The organism is Vibrio sp. A37 (assembly GCF_059777565.1).
This window is the reverse complement of sequence record NZ_JBLNLI010000006.1, coordinates 300,730-321,824: the sequence shown is the minus strand read 5'-3', so window position 1 is coordinate 321,824 and position 21,095 is coordinate 300,730. Positions and strand designations below refer to the sequence as shown.

The following is a 21,095-nucleotide window of genomic DNA, read 5'->3' as shown; positions in this document are numbered from 1 at the left end:
ATATTATTTATGACAACTATTTTATCCGAGCAAGAATTAAAAAGTGGTAATCACTTAAGTATTAGCCTAGACACACATAGCGCGCGCACTCAGAACGATAACCCAGTACCTAGAATGTGGGGCGGTATCAGTATATTTGGTCAGGAAGTGGATTCAGTGCTTACTGTATATGAAGGTGGTTCAACGGAAGAAACTACTGCAGGTTTTATCTTAGAACACTTGGATATTCCAGGGTTGGGTTTGCCATCGGGTACAGAGTTAGTTATTGAAACAACTTTAACCATCGACGAGTACAACGCTATTAAGGCTGTTAACCCACTAACAGACCCAGACAAATGTCAGATTGAAATCACGTCAATGAATGAAAAGCAGGAATGGAAAGATGATGGTCAATGGGGACCAATCGCAGAAATTCCTGGTGGCTTCAAGCTTGAGCCAATCAGTCAAGAAGCTTATATGTTTGGTGGAGAAAGAGGTCCTGTTGTTGATGGTGACAATGGTGAAGGCAGTTCTAAGCGCTACATCTACCAACTGATGTTCAGCGGCCTTAAAGTTGTCGGCTCGACTTTGCAAGACGGTGCAATGAATGTTTGTTATGAGCGTTCTTCAGATAAAGGTTGTTTTAAGATTCTGCAGGTTAAGAGTTCTTAGTAACAAACAATTCAATTTTGGTTACAACGGGTGGAAAGTTTCTTTTGGAAGCAATTCTAGATTAGCTTTCAGGGTTTTCTCCGGTTAATTGAGTATGACTTTTTAGGCCTCGACTAACAGGTTGTATATATATTACATAACGTTAGTTGGGGCTAATATAAATAAGAAAGAAGAACAATTGGTTCGAAGTAACTTGAGACCTTAGCTCAATCGGTAGAAACCAAAATTCTCAACAAGACTTGTCGATATTAAAGTATTTTTCGTGATAATTCTTATCATTAGAAAATGCCTATAACTGCCATTGATAATATATTGGTGTATTGTTGGTGTTATTACTAAATAATTAATTTCAGAATAATACAAATATAAATATTAAGAGTGAAATGATTAATAGTATAAGTATGAATAGTGAAATGATTAATAATATAAAGATTGAAAACATTGCCAGCAAACTAGAATATGGTAATGTTAATACTGGCGAACCTCTTGATTCTGATACCTTAAATAGATTAGAAAAAATGTTCAAAACAGACCTTTCTTTTATTCGCATTAGGGTAAGCGAACTACCATATGAGTTAAATGCCAAGGCGTTTACACATGGTACGGATATCTACATTTTACCTGATGAATATGAGTCTGATAGGCTTTCAGGTAGCAAGTTGATACTCCATGAAGTTGCTCATGTGATACAGCAGTTGAGAGGTGACCTTTTGGATATTCCAGAAAAAGAACTTCAATTAGTTGTAAATGGAGAACTTGAAGAAGAGTCTGATAATTTCCATGAACTAGTATTAAATAATGTGGTTCAAGTTGAAGGTGATGTGAGGTTTTCTAAAGATAATATTAACTGGTCTGTTTTACTCCCTCAACTCTTTTTTAGGACCCGTAATCCCACAAGCAATGATTGGGACTTGCACCCAATAGAGGGTAGTCCAGCAAGTGTACTAACTCGTATTATGAGGGAATTAGACGCAAGCTTTAGTCACACAGAATTGCGAGATTATATCAGAGCAAATAGAGCAAAGATAATGTCAGTATTATCACGTTGGATGAACTCTTCGACTAATAGGATTAAAAGATATATACGCGGACAAAATGCAGAATCAAGAGTTTATGATAATAATATTGATCTGGCCAAAGCACTAGTTGGTGAGGTTCGGGCAGATTTTAATATGTCTCGAGAAAAAATATTAGCAAAGCAAGTAAAAGATTCTACATATATTAGGAATCAATTAGATAGTTTGCTAGTTAAGCTAGGTGATGTGTTAAGCTATTTACATCAAGCTGACTTGAGTCAATTGCCGCAACTAGAAAATATAGTAGATACTATTTACTCCAAAACTAAAACTTACAAAGGTACATATTACCATTATTACAGAAGTAAGGGGATTAAATCCGTAATAACTAATCCAAATTCAACCAGATCTATATTTCATAAAGTAGCTGCTATTCATGATATAGAGAAAGTATTTAGGAAAATGAATCCAGAAAGTAGCTGCGTACCATATAGTAAGAATAAATGTACAATTTTGGAAAAAAACAATCACAATATTTATACTAAAAGGAAGGTTACCATGCAGGGGACAGATGATTTTAGGTGGGGTGTCAACAACAACCGTGGTTTGAGAAAATATCTAACTTTAAAAGAAACTTCGCCTTTTATTGAGTCAGCTAGGTTGGCAGATATGCCTGCACATATGGGGCCATCATATACTTCTGGTAGAATGTTTCAAATGTGTGAGCATTTTGGGGCTACTATTGAGGAGATTTCTGCTGTAGCTTGGGCTTTATTTGCCTTCTGGAATCTAGAATATTCTCTGAAGGAGACTCGCGTTCACAGGTTCCATTTTGTTTTGGATATGGCTCAAAACTATGGTGTAACGTACCACCCTTTTGTATATCCAACTCAGTGTCCAGACGCGAGACACAATGGATACGAATTTAGGCCTAGGTAATTCTAATCGGCGTTGTTGATCTCCAATCTTATTTGATCGACAACGTCCCGTAGACCAAGAAGTCTCTGTTTTAGGCACTGGATCATGTTATGGTCAACATGATGGTGAAGACGCCAATGAGATTAAGGTGTATACCCTAAGCCTAACGTCCCCTTATATGCAAAGCTCTCAGAACTCATAAGTGTTATTCGGTTAAATTCTAGCTCAGCAAAGTGATTAAGACGCATAAATTGCTCTAAGGAGATTAATCGATACAAAAGATATGAGGAATGCTAATTAGAATCTGGTAGCAATCACTGAACTGCTTTATGGTTATCTTAGAACTCCGATTAGCTAAATACTTGTAGCCAATGGCAGCCGCATTGAAATATTTACAGGGCCTTATATATTAAAAAACCCCAACTAACCATAAAAAGCCAGTTGAGGTCATACAATCTTCTTTCAGAAGAAATAAACGATTAAGAACCGCTTTTAACTTGAAGGATCTTGAAACAGCCTTTGTCTGAAGAACGCTCATAACAAACGTTCATAGCGCCGTCAGGTAGAGTAGAACCAACAACATTTAGGCCATGGAACATTAGTTGGTAAACATATCGCTTGGCGCTGCCTTCACCATTGTCACCGTCGACAACTGGGCCTCTATCACCACCGAACATGTACGCTTCTTGACTGATTGGTTGAAGAGTGAAGTTTTGAGGAATTTCACATATTGATCCCCATTGACCATCATCTTTCCATTCCTGCTTTTCGTTGATTGATTGGATTACAATCTTACATTTGTCTGGGTCAGTTAGTGGGTTGACCGCACGAATTGCATTGTATTCATCAATTGTCAAAGTCGTTTGAATAATCAATTCAGTACCTGCAGGTAAACCCAGACCAGGAATATTGATATGTTCTAAGATGAAACTAGCTGAAGTTTCTTCCGTTGAACCACCTTCAAATACTGTAAATACTGCGTCAACTTTTGTTCCAAATATTTCGATGGCACCCCAAATTCTAGGCACAGGGTTATCGTTCTGAGTGCGCGCGTTATGTGGGTCTAGGCTAATAGTTAAATGATTGCCACTTTTTAGTTCTTGTTCGGATAAGATCGTTGTCATAAATAATCTCTCTTTAATATTTCTAATGAGTCCTGACGACTTATTAATTAAATAGTTTAATTAACCGAGTCGAAAATATGTATGAGCTGTCATATCGAAAAGACAGACCCTTATTTCTCTTTCCCTTTTGAAAAAGAGATAAACAATATTGAATTCAATCTAATTGCCACTTATTGTGACGTTCATTCGTTCAATTTGAATATGTAGAAAGCGTCAATGCTTGAGCAGGGCAGCAGTGCAGAACCCTATGCCTACAGCAGTGCTGGGCATTTATGCATATGGGCGTTCTAGAAACATTGAGGTGAATTACTATTTAATAAGTTGTATAAACATGACACAAACATTCTACGTTTAATTATCAATATACTTATATAGTCAAGTCGCACTCAGTAACTGTAATACTTATTCATTTGTTAGGGAGTAATGTAACTCGAAATTAATGATAAGTGGTGGAATATGTGGATATTGTTTAAGAATAAATCTCGCTATTCGGTAAACAAGAAGTGGAAGCTTTAATATATTAGGAAACGATAACCTATATTGGTCATTTAGTCCATCATATAGGTACGATAAAAGCTCATTCCACTTTATAAGAAATTTGTTGAAACCAGTGTGTTCAAAAAATGACCATTAAACTCAAGCCCATAGTATTTAGGTTTGTCTAAATACTATGGGTTTTATATGCAAGAGGCGGCTATTGAGTAAATGTTGTCATTTGTACCGGATTAATGAACTGTACGACGCCACCTGTCGCATAATTGCACATAGCAATATTGTTTAAGGTATTTATTGGTTGACCTTGTAGCTGTACCAATACATTGGTGGGTATAAAGCTGTTTAGTGCTGGTACACACGGGTTAACCGACGGGTTAGCCGGGTAAGCAGGATTAGTCGGTGCGGTGCAGCCAGGGAAAGGAGTGACATTCACAATGGGTATACAGTCGTTGATCGTCGTTGCTGGATTATTGCTAACGAGCGCTGTTGCACGAACTGAGCTATAAGTCGAAGGGCCTACTGCAAAAGAGCACATCATCATTGAGCTCATGCAAGTGACACTTGCGCTGCCACAAGCTGCCGAACTTGCACTTGCAGCCGCTGCTTGATTTGCGCTGCCACTCAATACTTGAAAATTGCTCACTTCGCATTTCAGCATTTCGACTTGTTGATTCAACGCCTCGATATCAATTGGTGAGGTTTGAGCGAAGGTGTTGGACGCTTGCTCCGCGGCATTCTGTTTGTATTGTTCTACGTTAGATACAGCGTCTTCTATTGTCGGTGCACTCGCCATATCGTATGGACTTTCAGCCATTAAGTCTGTGAGTTTGGAGTTTACGCTATCAGATACAGAAAACTCGTTAGCACTAGTATTTGCCGAATCATAAGAGTCTTGAGCTGAACTATATGTGTCTTGCGCTGAGCTGTATGTACTACTGGTTTGTTCTGCACATGCGCTAACATTTTGCTGGAGAGTATCGATAGAATCAGTAATGTCAGAAATATTCTGGCAAGATGAGAGCTGACTCGTAAGCTGCTCTATACTTGGCTGAGCCTGCTGATAGCTACTTATGATGGTATCCATAGCGCTTTGTTGCGCAGAATTCAGCTGATCCATTGGATAAAATTGTTCTTGAGACGCCAGCATGCTATCAACATTGCCTTTCAAGTCAGACAGTGAACTGTATGCATCGGTATGGCTTGCTAAATTGTTTTGCAGTTCAGACATGAGATCTGTGGCTTGGCTAGGATCCGGTGCGTTTTCTAAGTTAGGGTCATATTGGGAATAGCTCTGAGCTTGGCCTAGCAAAGTTTGTGCGTTAGTGATAGCTGGGCCAAAAAAACTTTCCATTCCAGACTGAGCTGAGGCCATGTTGTCTCCAGCTAAAGCATCTCCCTCGGAGAGTTTGCTGTTTGCTGAGTCAAATAGCGATGACATTGACGAGAAAAACTGCTCTGAATTATCTTGAGTTTGCCCCGAAGCTTGTTCTGTTAGCCATTGAGTAATGCTTCCTTGAGCTGTTGAAAAATCGTCGGTAACACTTTGGCCTTGAGGATTAACCACCGAATCAAGGCTACCTTGCAAAGAAGTGAATGTCTGTGTCAATGTGTCGTTTAGTGGTGGCAGATTTTCATAACTCATTTGGGTCGGTGCGTAAGAAGAAACCTGACTAGCTAAAGATGCATTCTGATCCTGTAGCTGTTGAGTTAAACTGCTGGTCATGTCTGTTACCTGATCCACAGGCATTTGGTTTAATGCATCTGAGCTGAGAGATTGAATGCTAGATTGCAGCTCATCAGATTGGTCACTAGCTGCACTATTTGACATAACTGAGTTGAGTGACTCATTTGCTTGATTCAGTGAATCAAGGGCTTGTTCGCAAAGCTGAGGAGAGAGACAGGTATTGGCATATTGATCAATAGGAAGCTGACTGGATAAAGCGGTCAGCTCCGACATAGCGTTACTGAATTGGCTTGAAGCAAATGCGTTGACGTCTTCTACGGTCGGGATCTGACTTAGCATTTGGCTATATGGGCCTGGAACCATAGATGTTAATGAGCTTCCGTCTCCTGAACTTTGCCCTAATGATTGTTGTAAATACTCTGTCGCGCTACCGGAGTTTTGGTAGTTCTGATATTGCTGGTAACCACTTGATTGTGTTACCTGAGAGCTTATGTTTCCCCAATAATCGTATGCTTGACTTTGGTATTGATCCTGTATGGACGTATAGTCCGGCATTGCTGAAGTAAATTCTGATATCTGACTGCTTTGTTGCATCATTTGCTGATAATCAATGGGCTCTGAGCCAGATAAATAGTCATACACCGTTTGGCATTGACCAATCAGTTGAGATTGACTTTCAAGAGCTTGAGATTGATAACTTTGCAACTCAGTCAATTCTTGTTGGTAAACCTGAAACTGAGCTTCGAAGTCAGCATAAGCCTGATCGCTCAGCGAATCTGGTGAGACGCCAGTATATTGATAAAGCTGATTTAAACTGCTTTCGGTGCTCTGCGTACTAGTCAGCATCGAAGAATAATCGCTGCTGCTATCTGCATTGGAATTCGCCATAGCTAACCAAGGGGCAAGCGTTGAAGCAATCACTAAGTATTGTGCCTGCGCTTGATAAAATTGGCTGCTAGGTAGTGATTGCAAGTAGCCGTTGTAAGCAACATTTTTCGCTTGGGTCGCCAATTCTTGTTGGAGTGGGGCCTGAGATAAGCCGTTGTAGCTATTAAGCTTTGCCAGTAGTCCACTGCCTGATTGTTGTTCTGATTCTGGCTGGCTATCTGAATCTTGGCCAGCGTTTAGAGATGATTGACTTTGTTCATTAAAGGCGTTGTTTTGGTCGCTAGAGGTTGCAGAGTAGTAGGACTGCCATTGTGAACACTGCGATTGCCACTGTTGATATCGGCTGGTAACAGCACCACCTACCGGAGTCGTTTGTGCTTCATCTAGTACTTGTTGCCAACCTGACAAACTCGATGTATAAGCTTGATAGCCCGACAGTTGAGCATCGCTCATATTACTGGTATCTAACGTTTGGTCTGAATCAGAAGTCGCAAAAGCTTCGGAAACCTTCACGGTTGGCTCTTGAGGGTTGGCGTTTTGAACAATGGATTGCAACTGGCTGGTTTGCTGCTCTGTCAATGGAACTTCACCTGTTTGTGAAGAGCCGAGATAATTGTTTGCTAATTGATAATCGGTTGATTGGATATTACTCTGATAAAGGCTTTCGCTTGGGCTTTCTCCCGACAGATAATCACCTAAATAGTTTGTGTCAGAAAGTTGTGCCAGTGTTGGATTGCCAGAGCCATTTTGATTTAAAGTGATGAAGTCGTTTCTTAAACCATACTGGTATTCTGTTTGAGCATTTGCCGCTTGTTGCCACTCTGCGGCGGTGCTATCTGAGTTAAGGCTTTGAGACATGTCGGTGAGTGATTGCCAGCTGGTGTTTTGCTCAGTAGCCGCACTATTTGATTCACCATTATTATCACTAGTCTCATCAGTATCGCTAGATTGCTCTGTTTGGGATATGTCAGTAATTCCTTGTTGATTACTTGTAAGTTGAGATAAGTATTCATCCGATGGCGCTAAAGTGGATGGGTTGTATTGCTGGCGTAATACTCCCAATGAACTAGTTTGTTGATTGTTCTGGTACTGACTCAGCTGGGAAGAGATTGAAGATAAGGAGCTAGTTGCTTGAGTTGGATCCGATATCAATTGTTGGCAAGCGTTAGAAAGCTGAGAATTGATACTTTGACCAAGTGCAGCATTATCAGCGCTAGCAGGAGCTGACAAATATTGCTGCATATTCGATTGACACTGATTCATGTACTCAAATTCGTCGCCGGTGACCTTATAATTAGGGTCAGTCATGCTTGATAGTACAGATACTTGCTGCTGTAGAGATGTATGCTGAAGTGTACTCTGTTGTGCAGAGTGTTGATCTATCGTGCCCAATTGAGACAAATAGTCATTCATTGGGCTTGAACTGGATTGAGTCATACGTGTGTCTGTTTACTTATTAGTAGTCAAAGTCATCGGTCATGGCATCAATATCACTAACCAAATCGCTAATTTCGCCATCAGAGCTATGATCGGAGTGGATCATTTCGTGATCGTCATCGTCAAATCGGTAGTCATCATTAAATGGCATAGAATCAAATCCAGCCTCATCGCCATATTCGTCATCCATATCTGGCTCTTGGTTAAAGCCTTGCTGTTCCTGCTGAACTTCTTCTGAGCGATAAAATTGCTCATCCTTATATTCATTCATCGCCATGAGTGGTAGCTCGGTAGCAAAGCGCATCGGATCACTATGATAGAGTCGGTTGGCCATGTCCCACTCGAGCGTATTTTGATGCTTATCGATATGAGCTTGGAGTGTTTGAGCTTTAGGAGCGACTGACTTCATCATTGGGAAAAATAGCCCAGGGAAATAAACCAGAGGATCAAAGTTTTTGATCTCTGATTGGATATCTTTGTAGATGATAGAAGCTTCAAAATGTCGTTCTTCTATTAACAATTTTTGTAAAATGGAAGCCTTGCGAATCAGCGTGTACCACTTTGAAGATGCATACTTATCGACAAAGTTCGTATTGCCTGCCGCTCTTTTCTTTCTCGGTCTTTCAGTTTCCGGTTCAGATTCGAACTCGGGCTCTGTTTCTAGCGTTTCTGGCTCCATCTTTGGTTGGTCAAAAAGCATCATAGTTTTTTGAGCATCTCGGAAGGCCGTATGTAAGGTGAGATTTCTCTCTTCACCATTTAAACAAGCGACTTGAGTAAACAACGAGCTGAAATGCGTTTTCAATGAGTCGAAATCAAAGATTGGTTTCTGTTTTTTTGCTTCATTGAATTTCACGCTTAACATGCTACACAGCACATCGAGAGCACTGTTGAGCGAGGAGTCAAAATTAAGCTTAGGAGAGAGGACATCCGCTCGTTTCGATAGGATCTCGCTATATTCTTCAAGACGTCCGCTTAGCTCTGAGATATTTTTGACATTCAAATAAATATCGCAGCTAAAACTTAAAAATAGGCAGTAGATATCGAGTGTTTGAGTGTCGTAAAGATAGTCTTCAAGTAGTGATAAAGTTTTCTCATACTCCCCGTTTTCGTAGCTACGAATAATGCTGCTCATCAGCATTGGATTGGCTTTATCAACTTGAATGATATCGTCAAAACTTTGATAGAATATTACCGACATGGAACACCTTAAAATGCAAAAAATAGAGCAACTGGAAGAGCGATTGCGGCTACGACGATATATGCGCCGTACTGAATCCATCCGCCATTACGGTAGGCAGAGTCAGCGTTAAACGCAGGTCTTTCAATAACCGGTTGTTCTTGGACTACTTCCGCCAAGCGTTGTTTTAACTGATGGGTACAGTTAAATAGCTCTGCATGATTTGGGTTGTCGTAATACTTGCCTAAGAAACCGTGGTTTAACACGAGTAACAGAGACTCATAAGCCATACGAGGATAGATTCTATTTTTAGCGACTTCATCGATGATTTCGAAAACGTATTCGCCACCATTATTGATTTGAAAAAATTCAACTTGAAGGTTGGACCAAGCCAAACTTTGCTGGCTTTGAGCGATAACGATTTTACATCTTTCATCTATCAAGGCCACAATTGGGAACACAATGAATGACGCGACTTTTTCGCCATACATAGGTATCAATTGATTTTGTATCAATGTGAGTTCATTTCTCACTTTGTTACGAAATGTCAAAAGCGCCGCTGAGTTCTGGTCAGCTGTATTGGCGCTTAACGATTGTGTGAATCCCATTGCTTCGTTAAGCAATGAGGATATTTCACAGAGTATGTAATGTTCACTATACATGTTAAGGGGCTCCAATTAAGCGATGATCAAAGCGAGTTTGATGACAAAAGCTGTGTTGATCATAATAAATTCAATAAGTAATTCTGATAGAGTACGAACTAAATCCATATGTTGCAGTTGTCCACAAGTGACTTTGAGTTCACTACTTTGTGGTACAAAGTCGACACTTTTTATCGCTGCTTTGAAGTTCGTATAGACAGAAGATTCTGAGTCTCCCAGCAAATGCTTTGCTAAGAAAAGAAAGTGTTCACGGCTATCTAGTCGATATTGAGAAAAGTTTTTTAATGCCATTCCTACCGCTTCTAACGTATTAGTATCAAAGCGCTGTTTTGCTTCTCCGGCTTTGATAATTTCAAAATCAGTTCGTTGAGTACTCACTGCTGAGGTAGAGATTTCGGCTAACTCAGGCAGTGGTTTATCTTGATTCCAGTAGATTCGAGCGCTGATTTTTTGTTTTTTTTCCACTGCATCTTTAATGTCGTGCGGTGTGTACAGTAATGCTGCCGATTCTTTGTGGAAAACAAATTCACTTTCACCCAACTTATGGTAGGGCTTGTAAATAACTTGGTTGAGAAATATCTGGCGAATATAGAATGGGCGCGCAGTAATATCGTTTGAATGTTGTAAGTTGATTTTCTCCTGTCTCAAATCCAAAGGCATTGAGACAGAAAGGTCTTCATACAAGTTAAATAGCGGGACGATATTCGTGGCAAGAAGAGGTTGCTGCGCCGTTTTTAGTGCAGGAGATAGAGATACGTCGCCATCAAAACTAAATTGTAAGGTCAGCTTGGCAACTTTGCTTCTGTTCTCTTGGTAAGGTACTTTGCTGAAGTTTAATCTCATACCCAAGTCAAACTCAGGGGAGCTGGCACGCAATGCTAATGCGTCATTTTTGGCGATCAACCAATCGTTGATATCCGTGATCGTCGCAGAAACCGCTTGTTTACTTCCATCTTCATACAAAGCGGTGACTTTTAGAGAAGCTTGATGAAGTAGTGAATACTTTAGTCGAGAAAGCTGGTAATCAAGTTGCCTCCAAAGAGAAGGATTAATCCATATATCAAAACTGAATTGATCAATAAACAGGGGAGCGTTAGGTACCAAATGAACCTGCATTGCCGACATATTGTGTGTCACTTCATCGACTTCAAAGGTCGTGAGCTGAACTAAGTTTTGTGTTGAGTACCGAGCAGGTGCTTCTTGAGGTTTATAGGCATCCTTAATCGAAAACAGACTATTGGGTACAATTGGTAAACTACAACTACTCAATCTCGCCTGCATTTTTACTAGCAGATGATTTGGTAGGTGAGTAAGCAGGTGCTGGTGGTAACGCGAAATATGCAATGTTTTCTCGCGCAGTAAACTGTCCTGAATCTCAGAATTAATTTGCTCACCCAATTGCTTAAATACGTCAGTTAAAACAATGGGCTCGACTTCAAGCTCACCTTTTTTACTGTCTGGCAGGGGATGTTGTAGTGTAGTGTTCATTGTTCTCTAATCTTTCTTATCAGCCGATACTGGTTGTCATACCTTTAAATGATGCCATCGCTGTCGCTTGTGCTGATAAGTTTGTATCGCTTTTCAAACTCATTCCTGTCGTAGCACTGATCGCAGTGTTTCCACCATCCAACTTCAAGGTTTGCGGCGAAGACATAGCAATGCTTTCTGTGCCTTTGATTGTGACGCTATTTGCACTGATCGTGATCCCATCGCTAGAGATCTCGATTTTGCTGCTGCCGACACTTAAAGAAATATTGTCGTCGCCAAGAGCAATAGTCCCTTTACTACTCTTTATCAGAAGGCCGTCTTTCTGCACACTGAGCTGGTAGTCACCAGTTTTCAGGTCAATCGCATTGGTTGCTTCAGTCACCGAACTATCACTGAATTTATGCGTAGCTTGACCTTGGCTGGTATAACTGACTTGGCAGTTTTGATCGTCACCACTCCCCGTGGCTTCAATGTTGATACCATCGCTATTCATAGCGATATTGTGCTTTGGCATAATGTGTTACTTCTTATCGCTGCTTTTATCGCTCTTGTCTTTTGACAAGCTCTTCAATTCAATATTCTTAGTTCTGGTTACATTGGAAGTGTTAACCGTAAAAGCTTGAACAGCACCTTGCGGCGAGTTAATTAAGTAATTCCAACCAGATACAGGTTGATGATCCAAAATGAAATAAATTGCTAAAGGAGTATCAGAAACTGGCAGAACCAAGTGATGACTCTCTGATTTTGCTAAATAGACATATCGAGAAATATTTTTATTCAATGCTTCTTGGCTAAGTGATGCATAAGATTGACCAACGAAGGATTTCATGTCAGCCGGCTGTTCAATAAGCACAGTAATGGCATGGCCTTGGTTGGAGGTTTTCTCCATTTGAATATCGATATTCAAGGTGTTGGTTGGCGCAACAACCTTACCATCTGATGAAAACCAAGAGCATGCACTTAGTGGCAAAATTAATAACAGGGTTAGAAATTTAAATTTTCTCAACATTTTACGTTATCCATTGTTCGTCTTTGGGGAAGCACCTTCCCCATACTTATTGCTATTGTTTAGCAATTACCCTTTTAGTACTGAAAAAAATGGTGTGGTCACTTTAAACCTCACTGTATACGGTGCGACTTTAGTGTTGTCGCTTTTTACTCCCCATTGGCAAACATTGTCTTTCTGACACTTGCCTTTGTTTAGGAGTGTAAACAATGCCCACTCACCATTTACTGAGTCCTGATAGGACTGATTTTGGTTACTTAACCAGCCAACAGATACCGTAGGTTGACTCTGCCAGTTGTAAGTGAGGGTTCGCATCGGTTGGTCATTTGTGTTTAAGCCAATGACGCGACTCTTCTGTCCTAGTTGGACGAACGATAACGCCATTTTGTTTTCACCATCTAGAGTGACGTGCTCGAATGGTAGCGCTTTTACACTTACCTGAATTGCTTTAGGTGTGCCATCCGGTTTCCATAGCGCTTGCTGAACGCGATAAATCTTATTGAACTGCTTAGCAAAAGGAGCAAGCTCAGACTTTTGCACGTCAGTGAGATCATCATTCAGTAGCCAACTCGTTTTAGGGCCATTCGGGTGAATAAACTCCGCGAGCATTTGCTTCATTTGCAAATACAGTTGACCATTTACGCCTATTTGATCAGTGAGTTGTTGGCCATTGAGTTTGTAACTTGCATGCATATTGAGTGGGAAGCCATTTTCAATATACATCACTTTCGTCGTGATCTGCTGTTGCCATTGAGAGGTAAGTTGCTCTATTAAATAGTCGGCAACGGTTTGACGCACAATGGTCACAGGGAAGTTCAACAATTGATAAACGTCAGGGTTGCTTTGACTAGAAGAAATCTGGTTCAGCTTGTCCATCAGAGAATCAGGAGTGCCCGGTTTTAGCTGCATATAAAGTGCTTGATAAGTTGCAGGGCTCTTGTTGTACAAGCTATTGCTAATAGAAGAAATGATATTTTGATAGTCTTTGTAATCTTTAGACTGAATAAACTCATTTAGCTGAGCAAATTGTTGAGGGATCTGCTGTAGCTCTAGCTGAGTAATCTGGTTTTTATCAAACGTCGTATTCTTTGTGATGTATTGCAGCATATTCGACAGTGGGGTGTCGTCATAAGTGAGATCCATCAAGAACAGGTGCAAGTTATCCAAAGACACTTGGTGGGGTAGTGCATTTTTCAACAGTTTGTTTAGCATTAGCACGTAATTGTCACTGTAGCGACGCAATGCTTGAGACTCAATGTAGTTAAAAGCATCGTGATGAATATTTAACTGAGTGAACGTTTGTGTTAACGCTTTGTATTGCTCAATAAGAGGCAGTACGGTTTTAAGTAGTACTGACTTAGAATACACCAGAGACACTTGAGTTACGTTTCTCGAAAAGACTGTTTTGTAGGTGTAGTTGTAGTAGTTCTGGCGGCTTAATAGAGTAAGATCGTTGTCGCTCGAGTTCATGATCTTAGCAAGAACAGTATTAAGTTCAGCTTCCAGTAACACTTGGTGGATACGTCGGCCTTCTTGTGGATCTAGCTGCGTTTGCTCTTTCAAATAAGTATTGATTTTCTCATTGTAGCTAGAAACAGCGCCAACCAAGGTGTCAAATCCAGTGATCTCAGGGACGTGTTGAGGAATGATATTTTGCAAATTAGTCAAAGCACTATTTAAGTCGCTAAAGCTCATGCGCTTCGAACTTGGGAAGTGATCTGCGATTTGCCCTAAGTAGCTAGAAATATCATCTCTGCTTTGGTAAACAGATGCTAATGCCTGAGGGATTGAGTCGTGCAATACACTTAGTTTTTGTTGCATGACAACGCTTTGAGTCAAGATTTGCAACAGTTGATCATTGGTAATGTTCAGTTGGATATTACTAAACAATTGTCCCAACACTTGGTCAGACGGCATAACGTTCGTCATTAATGTATTGGAAACTTCCAGTTGGTTATCTATTTGGCTTCCGTTCAAACCTAGGGTGCTGATTTGATTAACTGGCTGCTTAGCATATTGATACACCAGCTGAAGCTGTTGACTGGAAAAACCAGTAATTTGTGTGATCAGACTTTGATACTTGCTTAACTCGGTTTGAATTTTTGCATCATGTCCAGCGGCAAAGATCATTAGATACAGTGCTCGATTGAGCGGATCTACAGTGTTTTGATATTGAGTATTTAAGTGAGAAAGCAGATAGCTGGCATATTGCTGGCTCAATGTTTTCTCCAACGTGTGCGGGTAATAGTTACCAAACAATAGTTGACTATGATACAAATTCGCCCAACGTTGATAGTTTTGTTCTGCAGTTGCCAAAGGAATGGATGGCGGCACAAAAGGCGCTGCTTGGACGATAGCGTCATCCAGTTTTGTTTTTTGTAAACCGTTATAGATCAAACCTGCACTGACAGCGAAAGAAAGCAAACAGATACCACTAACAAAAACATGTTTGGCAGAAATACTTTTTCCGGCTTTATTAGTGCCGGAATAGAAAAATTGATCTCGAAGGTTACTTGGGTCAATGCCGTAGCTAAGCGTTAGCCTTTGGGGCCTATTTTGAAGCTGCTCAGGATCCACAAGTCCTGCAATGACATTTTCTATCTGTTTGTAGTACTTTTCCAAATATTGGGAGGCACCCATTGCTTTAGACAGTGTGCTTCCGTCGATAGACTCCGTTGTCATGAAGGATGAGAACTGGTTGTGTAAGCTCTGAAAATGCTCTTTGGCTGAGTGCGCTAGTTCTTCAGAGTTATGGCAACGACTGAAATCGATATAAGGTGCTGATGTATCAAGGTTTAATAGATGCGACAACGAGCCTTGGATCGGTGCATTGTCACTTAAGAAATGGACTTGATAATTTTGTTTAGCCAACAGATTAATTCGTGGTAGGAATCTAAGCATGGAAGCAGAAAGACCAGGATCGATAGGTTTCTGTTTTAAGTGCACAGTGACCTTAGGTAATTGAATGACACCCTTTTTAAATAGTTTGTTTAACAACAAATTCAAACGGCTAATATCAAGTTTTGCTAGGTTACTAAACTGGGCCAACAATAAGACTTGCTGCTCCCCGACAACCATAGGTTGAAGTGGATCATCAAAATAAACGTCACAGCTATTTTTATCTAAGTATTGGAAGATATGCTCAAGAGCGGCATCAGTTGAGCCATCATGCAAATAAATAAAAGCCGGCGCAGGCTGTTCTTCTAGGCGCGCTTTTATTTGTTTGACATTGTTAGTCACATCACTCTTGCTCGGACGAACTTTCCCGAGTGCTTTATTTGCAGCTGCAAGCTTACTTTTGTGTCGCTTATAAAGTTTAAATATAAGTAGGAAAATCACGAATGCAGCGGCAAGACCAATCATGCCAAATGCAGCAGCGCCGTATTTTCCGGTTAACAATTTCATCATTGGTTTATTCCTTTCCGTCACTAAAAGTGAGGATTAGGCCATTGCCGTTATCACTACTAAACGAGATGCTGTTACTACCAGCATCATCAGGGTTGGTTTGTTGAAGGAGGAAGTTTTGTCCTTCTGAGTCTTGAGTGCAGGTAATTTCACACTCTTGCTGGGCTCCGTATCGAGAGGTTTGCACCATCTGCTCAGATGCTGTTTTCGTATTCAATACGGAAGTGCCCTCAGAATCGCTAATCATCATTCTTTCAGGGTTGTAGAAAGTGACGATAACTTTGTCACCATTTCTTAAAGGGTTAAAACTCGCTTTTGATTGAATCCGTGCCGAAGCAGGCAAATAAAACAGCGGAGGACTCCCATTTGGAAACAAAGGTGCAGGGAGTTTTACTGCATAGGTGAGGGCGTTTTCAGACAAGCCGCTGATTGAAAATTCGTCACTTTGAGATTGGCTATTGTCAGCGTAGCTGCTTTCAGCATCTGACTGGCCTTTGAAGAATTTATAACCATAACGGACCTTCTCATCGACTGTTTCGGCCGTTACCACTTGCGCAGGAACTTCGATAGGCATAGAAGGAACATAACTGGATAGAGCATTTACCGTAGAGCCCTGATCATGCCAAAGGTATGTCGCCTTCATTGCATGACTTATGCCTCTTTCTAATTCGATTGATTGAATTTTTTCATAGTGAATTTCTTCACTCTTATCTTCTGCTTCCCAAGACGTTAAGTCGATCTGCTGCCTCACACGTTTCTGGACCGCGACCGTTTGTACGAAGTGCATGGTAATTTGTCTAAACTGTATATTGCTGCTTAAATTCGCAATCGTACTTTCCCATTGCTGGCTATCCAGTGAGTAATAAAAATAATTTGGATAAACCTCTACATTCGGCATGAGAGCTTTTAACGTTAAATGATAGGAGCTTGATAGACTCGCTAGTCTCGTAAAACGATCATCTAAATTTTGGTATTGGTTAGCTTTTATCTTACTGTCACTTTCAAAATCCAACTTATGATGCTTCATATTTTGGAATTGAGTTGCGGTGGTGCTAATTGCAGTTACGCTATTTTGTTCCAAGCTTAAGTTCAAGTAACTCGATTGCTGTGACCAAGTTTTAGGTTGACGGGCTTCAATGGATTGTAACTGAGATAAATCATCGCCATTGAGGCTTAATTCTTCTTTCGATTGCCCGCTGTAATCACTGCTTAGCTTATCCAGTAATACGTAGCATGACGTTCCTTGCTCAATACTGGTTTTGTAGTCATAGATGAGATACAAGTTGTATTGGTCGAATATCTCGAATATAACATCGTAGAAGCTGCGGCCTTCAGAGAAGATTGCTAGTTGAATATGAGCTTTAGCTAAAATCTGAGATTGTTGGTAATCTATGGACGCTAAAGATTGAAAGAATAAATTATCATCAATAATTTGAGCGTACGTTTGATTACTAGCAAGATAGTTTGGCTTATGGTTTTTCCAGAGTGTGAGAGGATCTGAAAATTCTATCGAGAAGGTAGGCACAACCGAGTTGATGATCTCGCGGTCATTTTCTTCATCAGTGTTGGTGATCGGATTATCATAGTGTATTGAAGATGTCTCTGTAAGATGAGCGACACCGAGTAGCTCAATCTCTGTTTCAAAGTTATCTTCAGCGCCATCAGCGTCTGTAGAATCTGGGTCTTCAAAACAATACGTTCTTTTGATGAGCACTCTAACTGCAACAGGCTCTCCGCAGTATAACCACTTATACGCATCGGGATTCGGCTCTCTATCAAATCCCAATTCAAATTCAGCGCTACCACTAAAGCGGTGACATTCCAAATTTAGCTTTAATTCTTTGATATGATAACTGTTTAGCATTAAGCCTTGAAAGCGAGATTGTTCAATCTTGTTCTGATCAGGAGCGGTATCGATATCAATCGTTTGTCTTTCAAAGGAGTCGCTTAACGTGTTTAACTCTAGCCAAAATTCTTGATCGATTAAAACTGGGTCATATCCTATTGTTGTCTTTATCTTTTCCTCAACGAGCTTAGACAACTTTAAATATTCAGCATTTGTTCGACCTGTAGCGCGCAACATGTTTAGAGATTTGGTCAGCAACCTCTTAAACGTAAGTGAGTTTTTGCCTTCTAATGAAAGTAGCGTAGATTGTGTGCACTCTTTTTCTAATGAGCCAATTAACGTTTGAATCACTTTTTTGTCTGTAGCATTAGAGAGCTCTGCTAGAATATTTAAAGTGACGAGTTGATTGTAATACGTAGTAAAGCTAACGGTATTATATGCATATAAAACTGTATTAGTAAGAATATCTAAACATTGCTTCCAAGATTGGCACTGAAGTAACTCAGGACCATTACTAGAATTATCAATTAAATCATCTATCTTTTGACTTAATAATACTATGATTTTAATATTGCTAATATTAATGTCGCTAATTGGCTGAGTGGTAATAATCTTGTATAAAGAATTAGTAAACTCAACAAAAGACGAAACAGAAAGTTTTGTACTTTTATTTATAGAGCCAAATTTACTTTCTATTTGTGTGTTAATATTATCTGCGTTAGCCATAAGAGTGGTTTTCTAAATATGATATAAATTTACTATTCAAATAGTTTTCTATATAAAAAAGCATAGCCTGATGGTTTCTTATCATTCTGATAACAAAACCCAAAAACTAATGCTGCAGCTGCCTTAAAAATAAAATATCATTCAATATACACAGAAACAAGTACTGGTATTTAAAAAAAGTGGAATAAAAATTATATCTAGATTGATAACCGAGGCTTAACCATACACTCTATAGAATGTGGTTCTATTCACCTCTGTTTGTAGATCATTTATTCGCAAATTGATGTGATATATTCCAGTTATTCGGTTTTATTTAATTGTCCATTGAATATAATTTCGTCATGTTTTTTGTGGATGTTTGTTGCTTAAATAAAATAAGCATACTAAAGAGGTAATTGATGGCTATCAATCAGAAACTTCCCAAGTCTAGGTTAATGATTCAGTATGACACTAGAGTGGAAGGTGAAAAAAAGAAGAAAGAGCTTCCTTATAGAGCGATGGTTCTAGGTGATTTCTCAGCAGGGAAGTCAAAAGATGCGAAGGTGCCATTTGAAGAGCGAGAAGTCCGAACTTTAAAACATGGTATTAATTCTTCTTTGAGAGATATGGGCATATCTTTAGATATATCTGTGCCAAATAGTATTAATCCATCTAAGTCACCAATGCTGAATTTAAATTTTGACTTAAATTCAATGAAAGATTTTAAACCTGAAAATTTAGCGAAGAAAATTCCAGAAATAAATGCTTTGCTTCAATTAAAAGAAATGTTGTCAGGTTTTGAAAAAGATATCGATAATAATCGTACTTTGAAGAAAACTATAGATAAAATATTTTCTGATAAAGCTCAATTGCAGGCATTGAAAGAAAGTATTCCGCAATTAGACAACTACTCCCTAATTAAAAAAACTGAGGGTGTAATTGACTCAACAGCAGAAGTAATTAATAGCGACGAAGATGCTGAGCAGAAAAACTCTGACTCTACCGACGCTTGATTTTCAGGATATTAAGATGACAGAAACCATTACAGTTGAAGAGAACAGTTGTCTACATAGCATAGTTCAGCTATTTGGCGGCACTCAGCAAGAGCAAAAAAACAGTCTTGCAAAAATTGACATTGATATCACTGATGACTTTACTTCAGTGGATGAAATCTACGAAGATTATTATTCTCGTAACATCGCTGCATTGGCGATGGTACTGGCAAACAATGATGAGATCATTAACTACAACAAGTCTTACGTTCAGCATGCAATTGAGCGTATCAATCAAGTTGTGGAAGAGCAAGTCAACAGCATTCTTAAGCACCCTGAGTTCCGCTACCTTGAAAATCAGTGGTTGAAGCTAGAAGAGCTGGTTAAAGACGAGTATGACAACATTGAAGTGACACTTTTAGATGTTAAGAAAGAAGAGCTTCAGTATGATTTCGAACGTAACATGTACGACATTTCTAGTAGTGAAATGTTTAAGAAAGTCTATGTAGCTGAGTATGATCAGTATGGTGGTGAACCGTACGGTATGATTACTGGCCTGTACGACTTTGAAAATACCATGGACGATATTACTTGGTTGACAGGTATGGGTATGATTGCAGAATCTACTCACGCTCCGTTTATTGCTTCAATTAACCCTAGATTCTTTGGTGTTAACTCAATTGATGAAGTTAAGCAAATCAAGAGTTTCGAGACTCTACTAGAACACCCAAGGTATCGTGACTGGAACGCATTCCGTAAGACAGACCACGCAGCTTATATTGGTTTGACTATTGGCGACTTCATTTTAAGACAGCCATATCACCCAGCGAATAACCCAGTTCAAGAACGTAATATGAGTGGCTTCGTTGAAGAAGTAACAAGCTACGAGTCGAACGATTCTTACCAATGGGGCCCTGCATCGTTATTGTTCACTAAGAACATTATGCGTTCATTTGGTAAAACGGGTTGGTTCCAATACCTTCGTGGACCTGAAAACGGTGGTTATGTAGAGAATCTAATTCGCCCAGTTTATAACGTTCGTGGCTTTGATGAATATCGCTCAGCATTGAACATCTCTTTCCCAGATTTCATGGAACTATCGCTATCTAAAATTGGCCTTATTCCTGCGATCGAAGAAAAAGGAACGTCAAACTGCTGCTTCTTTAGCGTGAACTCAGTTAAGAAAGTAGAAGAGTTTGTCGACAACTTCGATTCAATGAACTCTCAGCTGGTTGCGAACCTGTCTTACACCTTGTGCGTATCTCGTATTTCACACTACGTGAAAAGTGTTATTCGCGACAAGATTGGTGGATTTGCAACGACTGAAAGTATTCGTGATTTGCTGAACAACTGGATTAACCGTTACGTTACGACGATTTCTCAGCCAACTTCTCTAGAAATGGCAAGATATCCGTTCAGAACAGCTGAGATTGAAGTAACACAAATTCCAGGAAAAGCAGGTTGGTATAAGTGTAGCATCAGTGTGTTGCCACATATTCAATTTGAAGGTATGGATACAACACTAAAAGTTGATACTCGCTTAGATCCAAGTCTATTTGCAGCAGCAGAGAGTGAAGACGGCGACGGTGAATAATACT

General features: G+C 39.8%; 13 protein-coding genes. 4 read left to right on the top strand and 9 right to left on the bottom strand.

Annotated features, from left to right (window positions below; all coding sequences use genetic code 11):
- Window positions 1-9 precede the first annotated feature (9 nt).
- Together ACM2FC_RS13235 and ACM2FC_RS13230 are read left to right on the top strand one after the other, a co-directional pair.
- A complete protein-coding gene (locus ACM2FC_RS13235; RefSeq protein WP_498481401.1) occupies window positions 10-651 on the top strand; it encodes a hypothetical protein in 642 nt (213 codons plus the stop codon).
- Window positions 652-1,052: 401 nt separating this feature from the next.
- Window positions 1,053-2,606, top strand: a complete 1,554-nt coding sequence (locus tag ACM2FC_RS13230; protein WP_498481400.1) for an eCIS core domain-containing protein — start codon at window positions 1,053-1,055, stop codon at window positions 2,604-2,606.
- Window positions 2,607-3,064: 458 nt separating this feature from the next.
- Here ACM2FC_RS13230 and iglC read toward each other — a convergent pair whose 3' ends face one another.
- The 9 genes from iglC to ACM2FC_RS13185 all read right to left on the bottom strand — a co-directional run bounded on the left by iglC (window position 3,065) and on the right by ACM2FC_RS13185 (window position 18,526).
- A complete protein-coding gene (iglC, locus tag ACM2FC_RS13225; protein WP_498481399.1) occupies window positions 3,065-3,709 on the bottom strand; it encodes a type VI secretion system tube protein IglC in 645 nt (214 codons plus the stop codon).
- 694 nt (window positions 3,710-4,403) lie between these two features.
- Entirely contained in the window at window positions 4,404-8,213 is a 3,810-nt protein-coding gene (locus ACM2FC_RS13220) for a PAAR-like protein (protein ID WP_498481398.1), read from the bottom strand.
- Between the two features lie 19 nt (window positions 8,214-8,232).
- Complete coding sequence (locus ACM2FC_RS13215; RefSeq protein ID WP_498481397.1) at window positions 8,233-9,414, bottom strand: type VI secretion system protein IglI family protein; 1,182 nt, start codon at window positions 9,412-9,414, stop codon at window positions 8,233-8,235.
- Window positions 9,415-9,422: 8 nt separating this feature from the next.
- Window positions 9,423-10,055, bottom strand: a complete 633-nt coding sequence (locus ACM2FC_RS13210; protein WP_498481396.1) for a DotU family type IV/VI secretion system protein — start codon at window positions 10,053-10,055, stop codon at window positions 9,423-9,425.
- A gap of 15 nt (window positions 10,056-10,070) precedes the next feature.
- Window positions 10,071-11,543, bottom strand: coding sequence for a type VI secretion system baseplate subunit TssF/IglH (iglH, locus tag ACM2FC_RS13205; RefSeq protein ID WP_498481395.1), 1,473 nt, complete (start codon window positions 11,541-11,543; stop codon window positions 10,071-10,073).
- A 19-nt stretch (window positions 11,544-11,562) separates the two neighbouring features.
- Window positions 11,563-12,057, bottom strand: coding sequence for a type VI secretion system tip protein TssI/VgrG (gene tssI, locus ACM2FC_RS13200; protein WP_498481394.1), 495 nt, complete (start codon window positions 12,055-12,057; stop codon window positions 11,563-11,565).
- Between the two features lie 6 nt (window positions 12,058-12,063).
- Entirely contained in the window at window positions 12,064-12,552 is a 489-nt protein-coding gene (iglE, locus tag ACM2FC_RS13195; RefSeq protein WP_498481393.1) for a type VI secretion system lipoprotein IglE, read from the bottom strand.
- A 66-nt stretch (window positions 12,553-12,618) separates the two neighbouring features.
- Window positions 12,619-15,957: a hypothetical protein gene (locus tag ACM2FC_RS13190; RefSeq protein ID WP_498481392.1), complete on the bottom strand. Its 3,339-nt coding sequence runs from the start codon at window positions 15,955-15,957 to the stop codon at window positions 12,619-12,621.
- Window positions 15,958-15,961: 4 nt separating this feature from the next.
- On the bottom strand, window positions 15,962-18,526 hold the full coding sequence (locus ACM2FC_RS13185) for a hypothetical protein (RefSeq protein ID WP_498481391.1): 2,565 nt from the start codon (window positions 18,524-18,526) through the stop codon (window positions 15,962-15,964).
- Window positions 18,527-18,924: 398 nt separating this feature from the next.
- On the opposite strand from ACM2FC_RS13185, the gene tssB reads away from it, so the two are divergent.
- Complete coding sequence (gene tssB / locus ACM2FC_RS13180; RefSeq protein WP_498481390.1) at window positions 18,925-19,518, top strand: type VI secretion system contractile sheath small subunit; 594 nt, start codon at window positions 18,925-18,927, stop codon at window positions 19,516-19,518.
- Window positions 19,519-19,534: 16 nt separating this feature from the next.
- Window positions 19,535-21,091 (top strand): type VI secretion system contractile sheath large subunit, encoded by a 1,557-nt coding sequence (tssC, locus tag ACM2FC_RS13175; protein WP_498481389.1) that lies wholly within the window; start codon window positions 19,535-19,537, stop codon window positions 21,089-21,091.
- Window positions 21,092-21,095: the final 4 nt, after the last annotated feature.

Bases quoted from the DNA above. Each gene is read 5' to 3' on its own strand.
- ACM2FC_RS13235 (WP_498481401.1), top strand. From the start codon at position 10: ATGACAACTATTTTATCCGAGCAAGAATTAAAAAGTGGTAATCACTTA.
- ACM2FC_RS13230 (WP_498481400.1), top strand. From the start codon at position 1,053: ATGAATAGTGAAATGATTAATAATATAAAGATTGAAAACATTGCCAGC.
- iglC (WP_498481399.1), bottom strand. From the start codon at position 3,709: ATGACAACGATCTTATCCGAACAAGAACTAAAAAGTGGCAATCATTTA.
- ACM2FC_RS13220 (WP_498481398.1), bottom strand. From the start codon at position 8,213: ATGACTCAATCCAGTTCAAGCCCAATGAATGACTATTTGTCTCAATTG.
- ACM2FC_RS13215 (WP_498481397.1), bottom strand. From the start codon at position 9,414: ATGTCGGTAATATTCTATCAAAGTTTTGACGATATCATTCAAGTTGAT.
- ACM2FC_RS13210 (WP_498481396.1), bottom strand. From the start codon at position 10,055: ATGTATAGTGAACATTACATACTCTGTGAAATATCCTCATTGCTTAAC.
- iglH (WP_498481395.1), bottom strand. From the start codon at position 11,543: ATGAACACTACACTACAACATCCCCTGCCAGACAGTAAAAAAGGTGAG.
- tssI (WP_498481394.1), bottom strand. From the start codon at position 12,057: ATGCCAAAGCACAATATCGCTATGAATAGCGATGGTATCAACATTGAA.
- iglE (WP_498481393.1), bottom strand. From the start codon at position 12,552: ATGTTGAGAAAATTTAAATTTCTAACCCTGTTATTAATTTTGCCACTA.
- ACM2FC_RS13190 (WP_498481392.1), bottom strand. From the start codon at position 15,957: ATGATGAAATTGTTAACCGGAAAATACGGCGCTGCTGCATTTGGCATG.
- ACM2FC_RS13185 (WP_498481391.1), bottom strand. From the start codon at position 18,526: ATGGCTAACGCAGATAATATTAACACACAAATAGAAAGTAAATTTGGC.
- tssB (WP_498481390.1), top strand. From the start codon at position 18,925: ATGGCTATCAATCAGAAACTTCCCAAGTCTAGGTTAATGATTCAGTAT.
- tssC (WP_498481389.1), top strand. From the start codon at position 19,535: ATGACAGAAACCATTACAGTTGAAGAGAACAGTTGTCTACATAGCATA.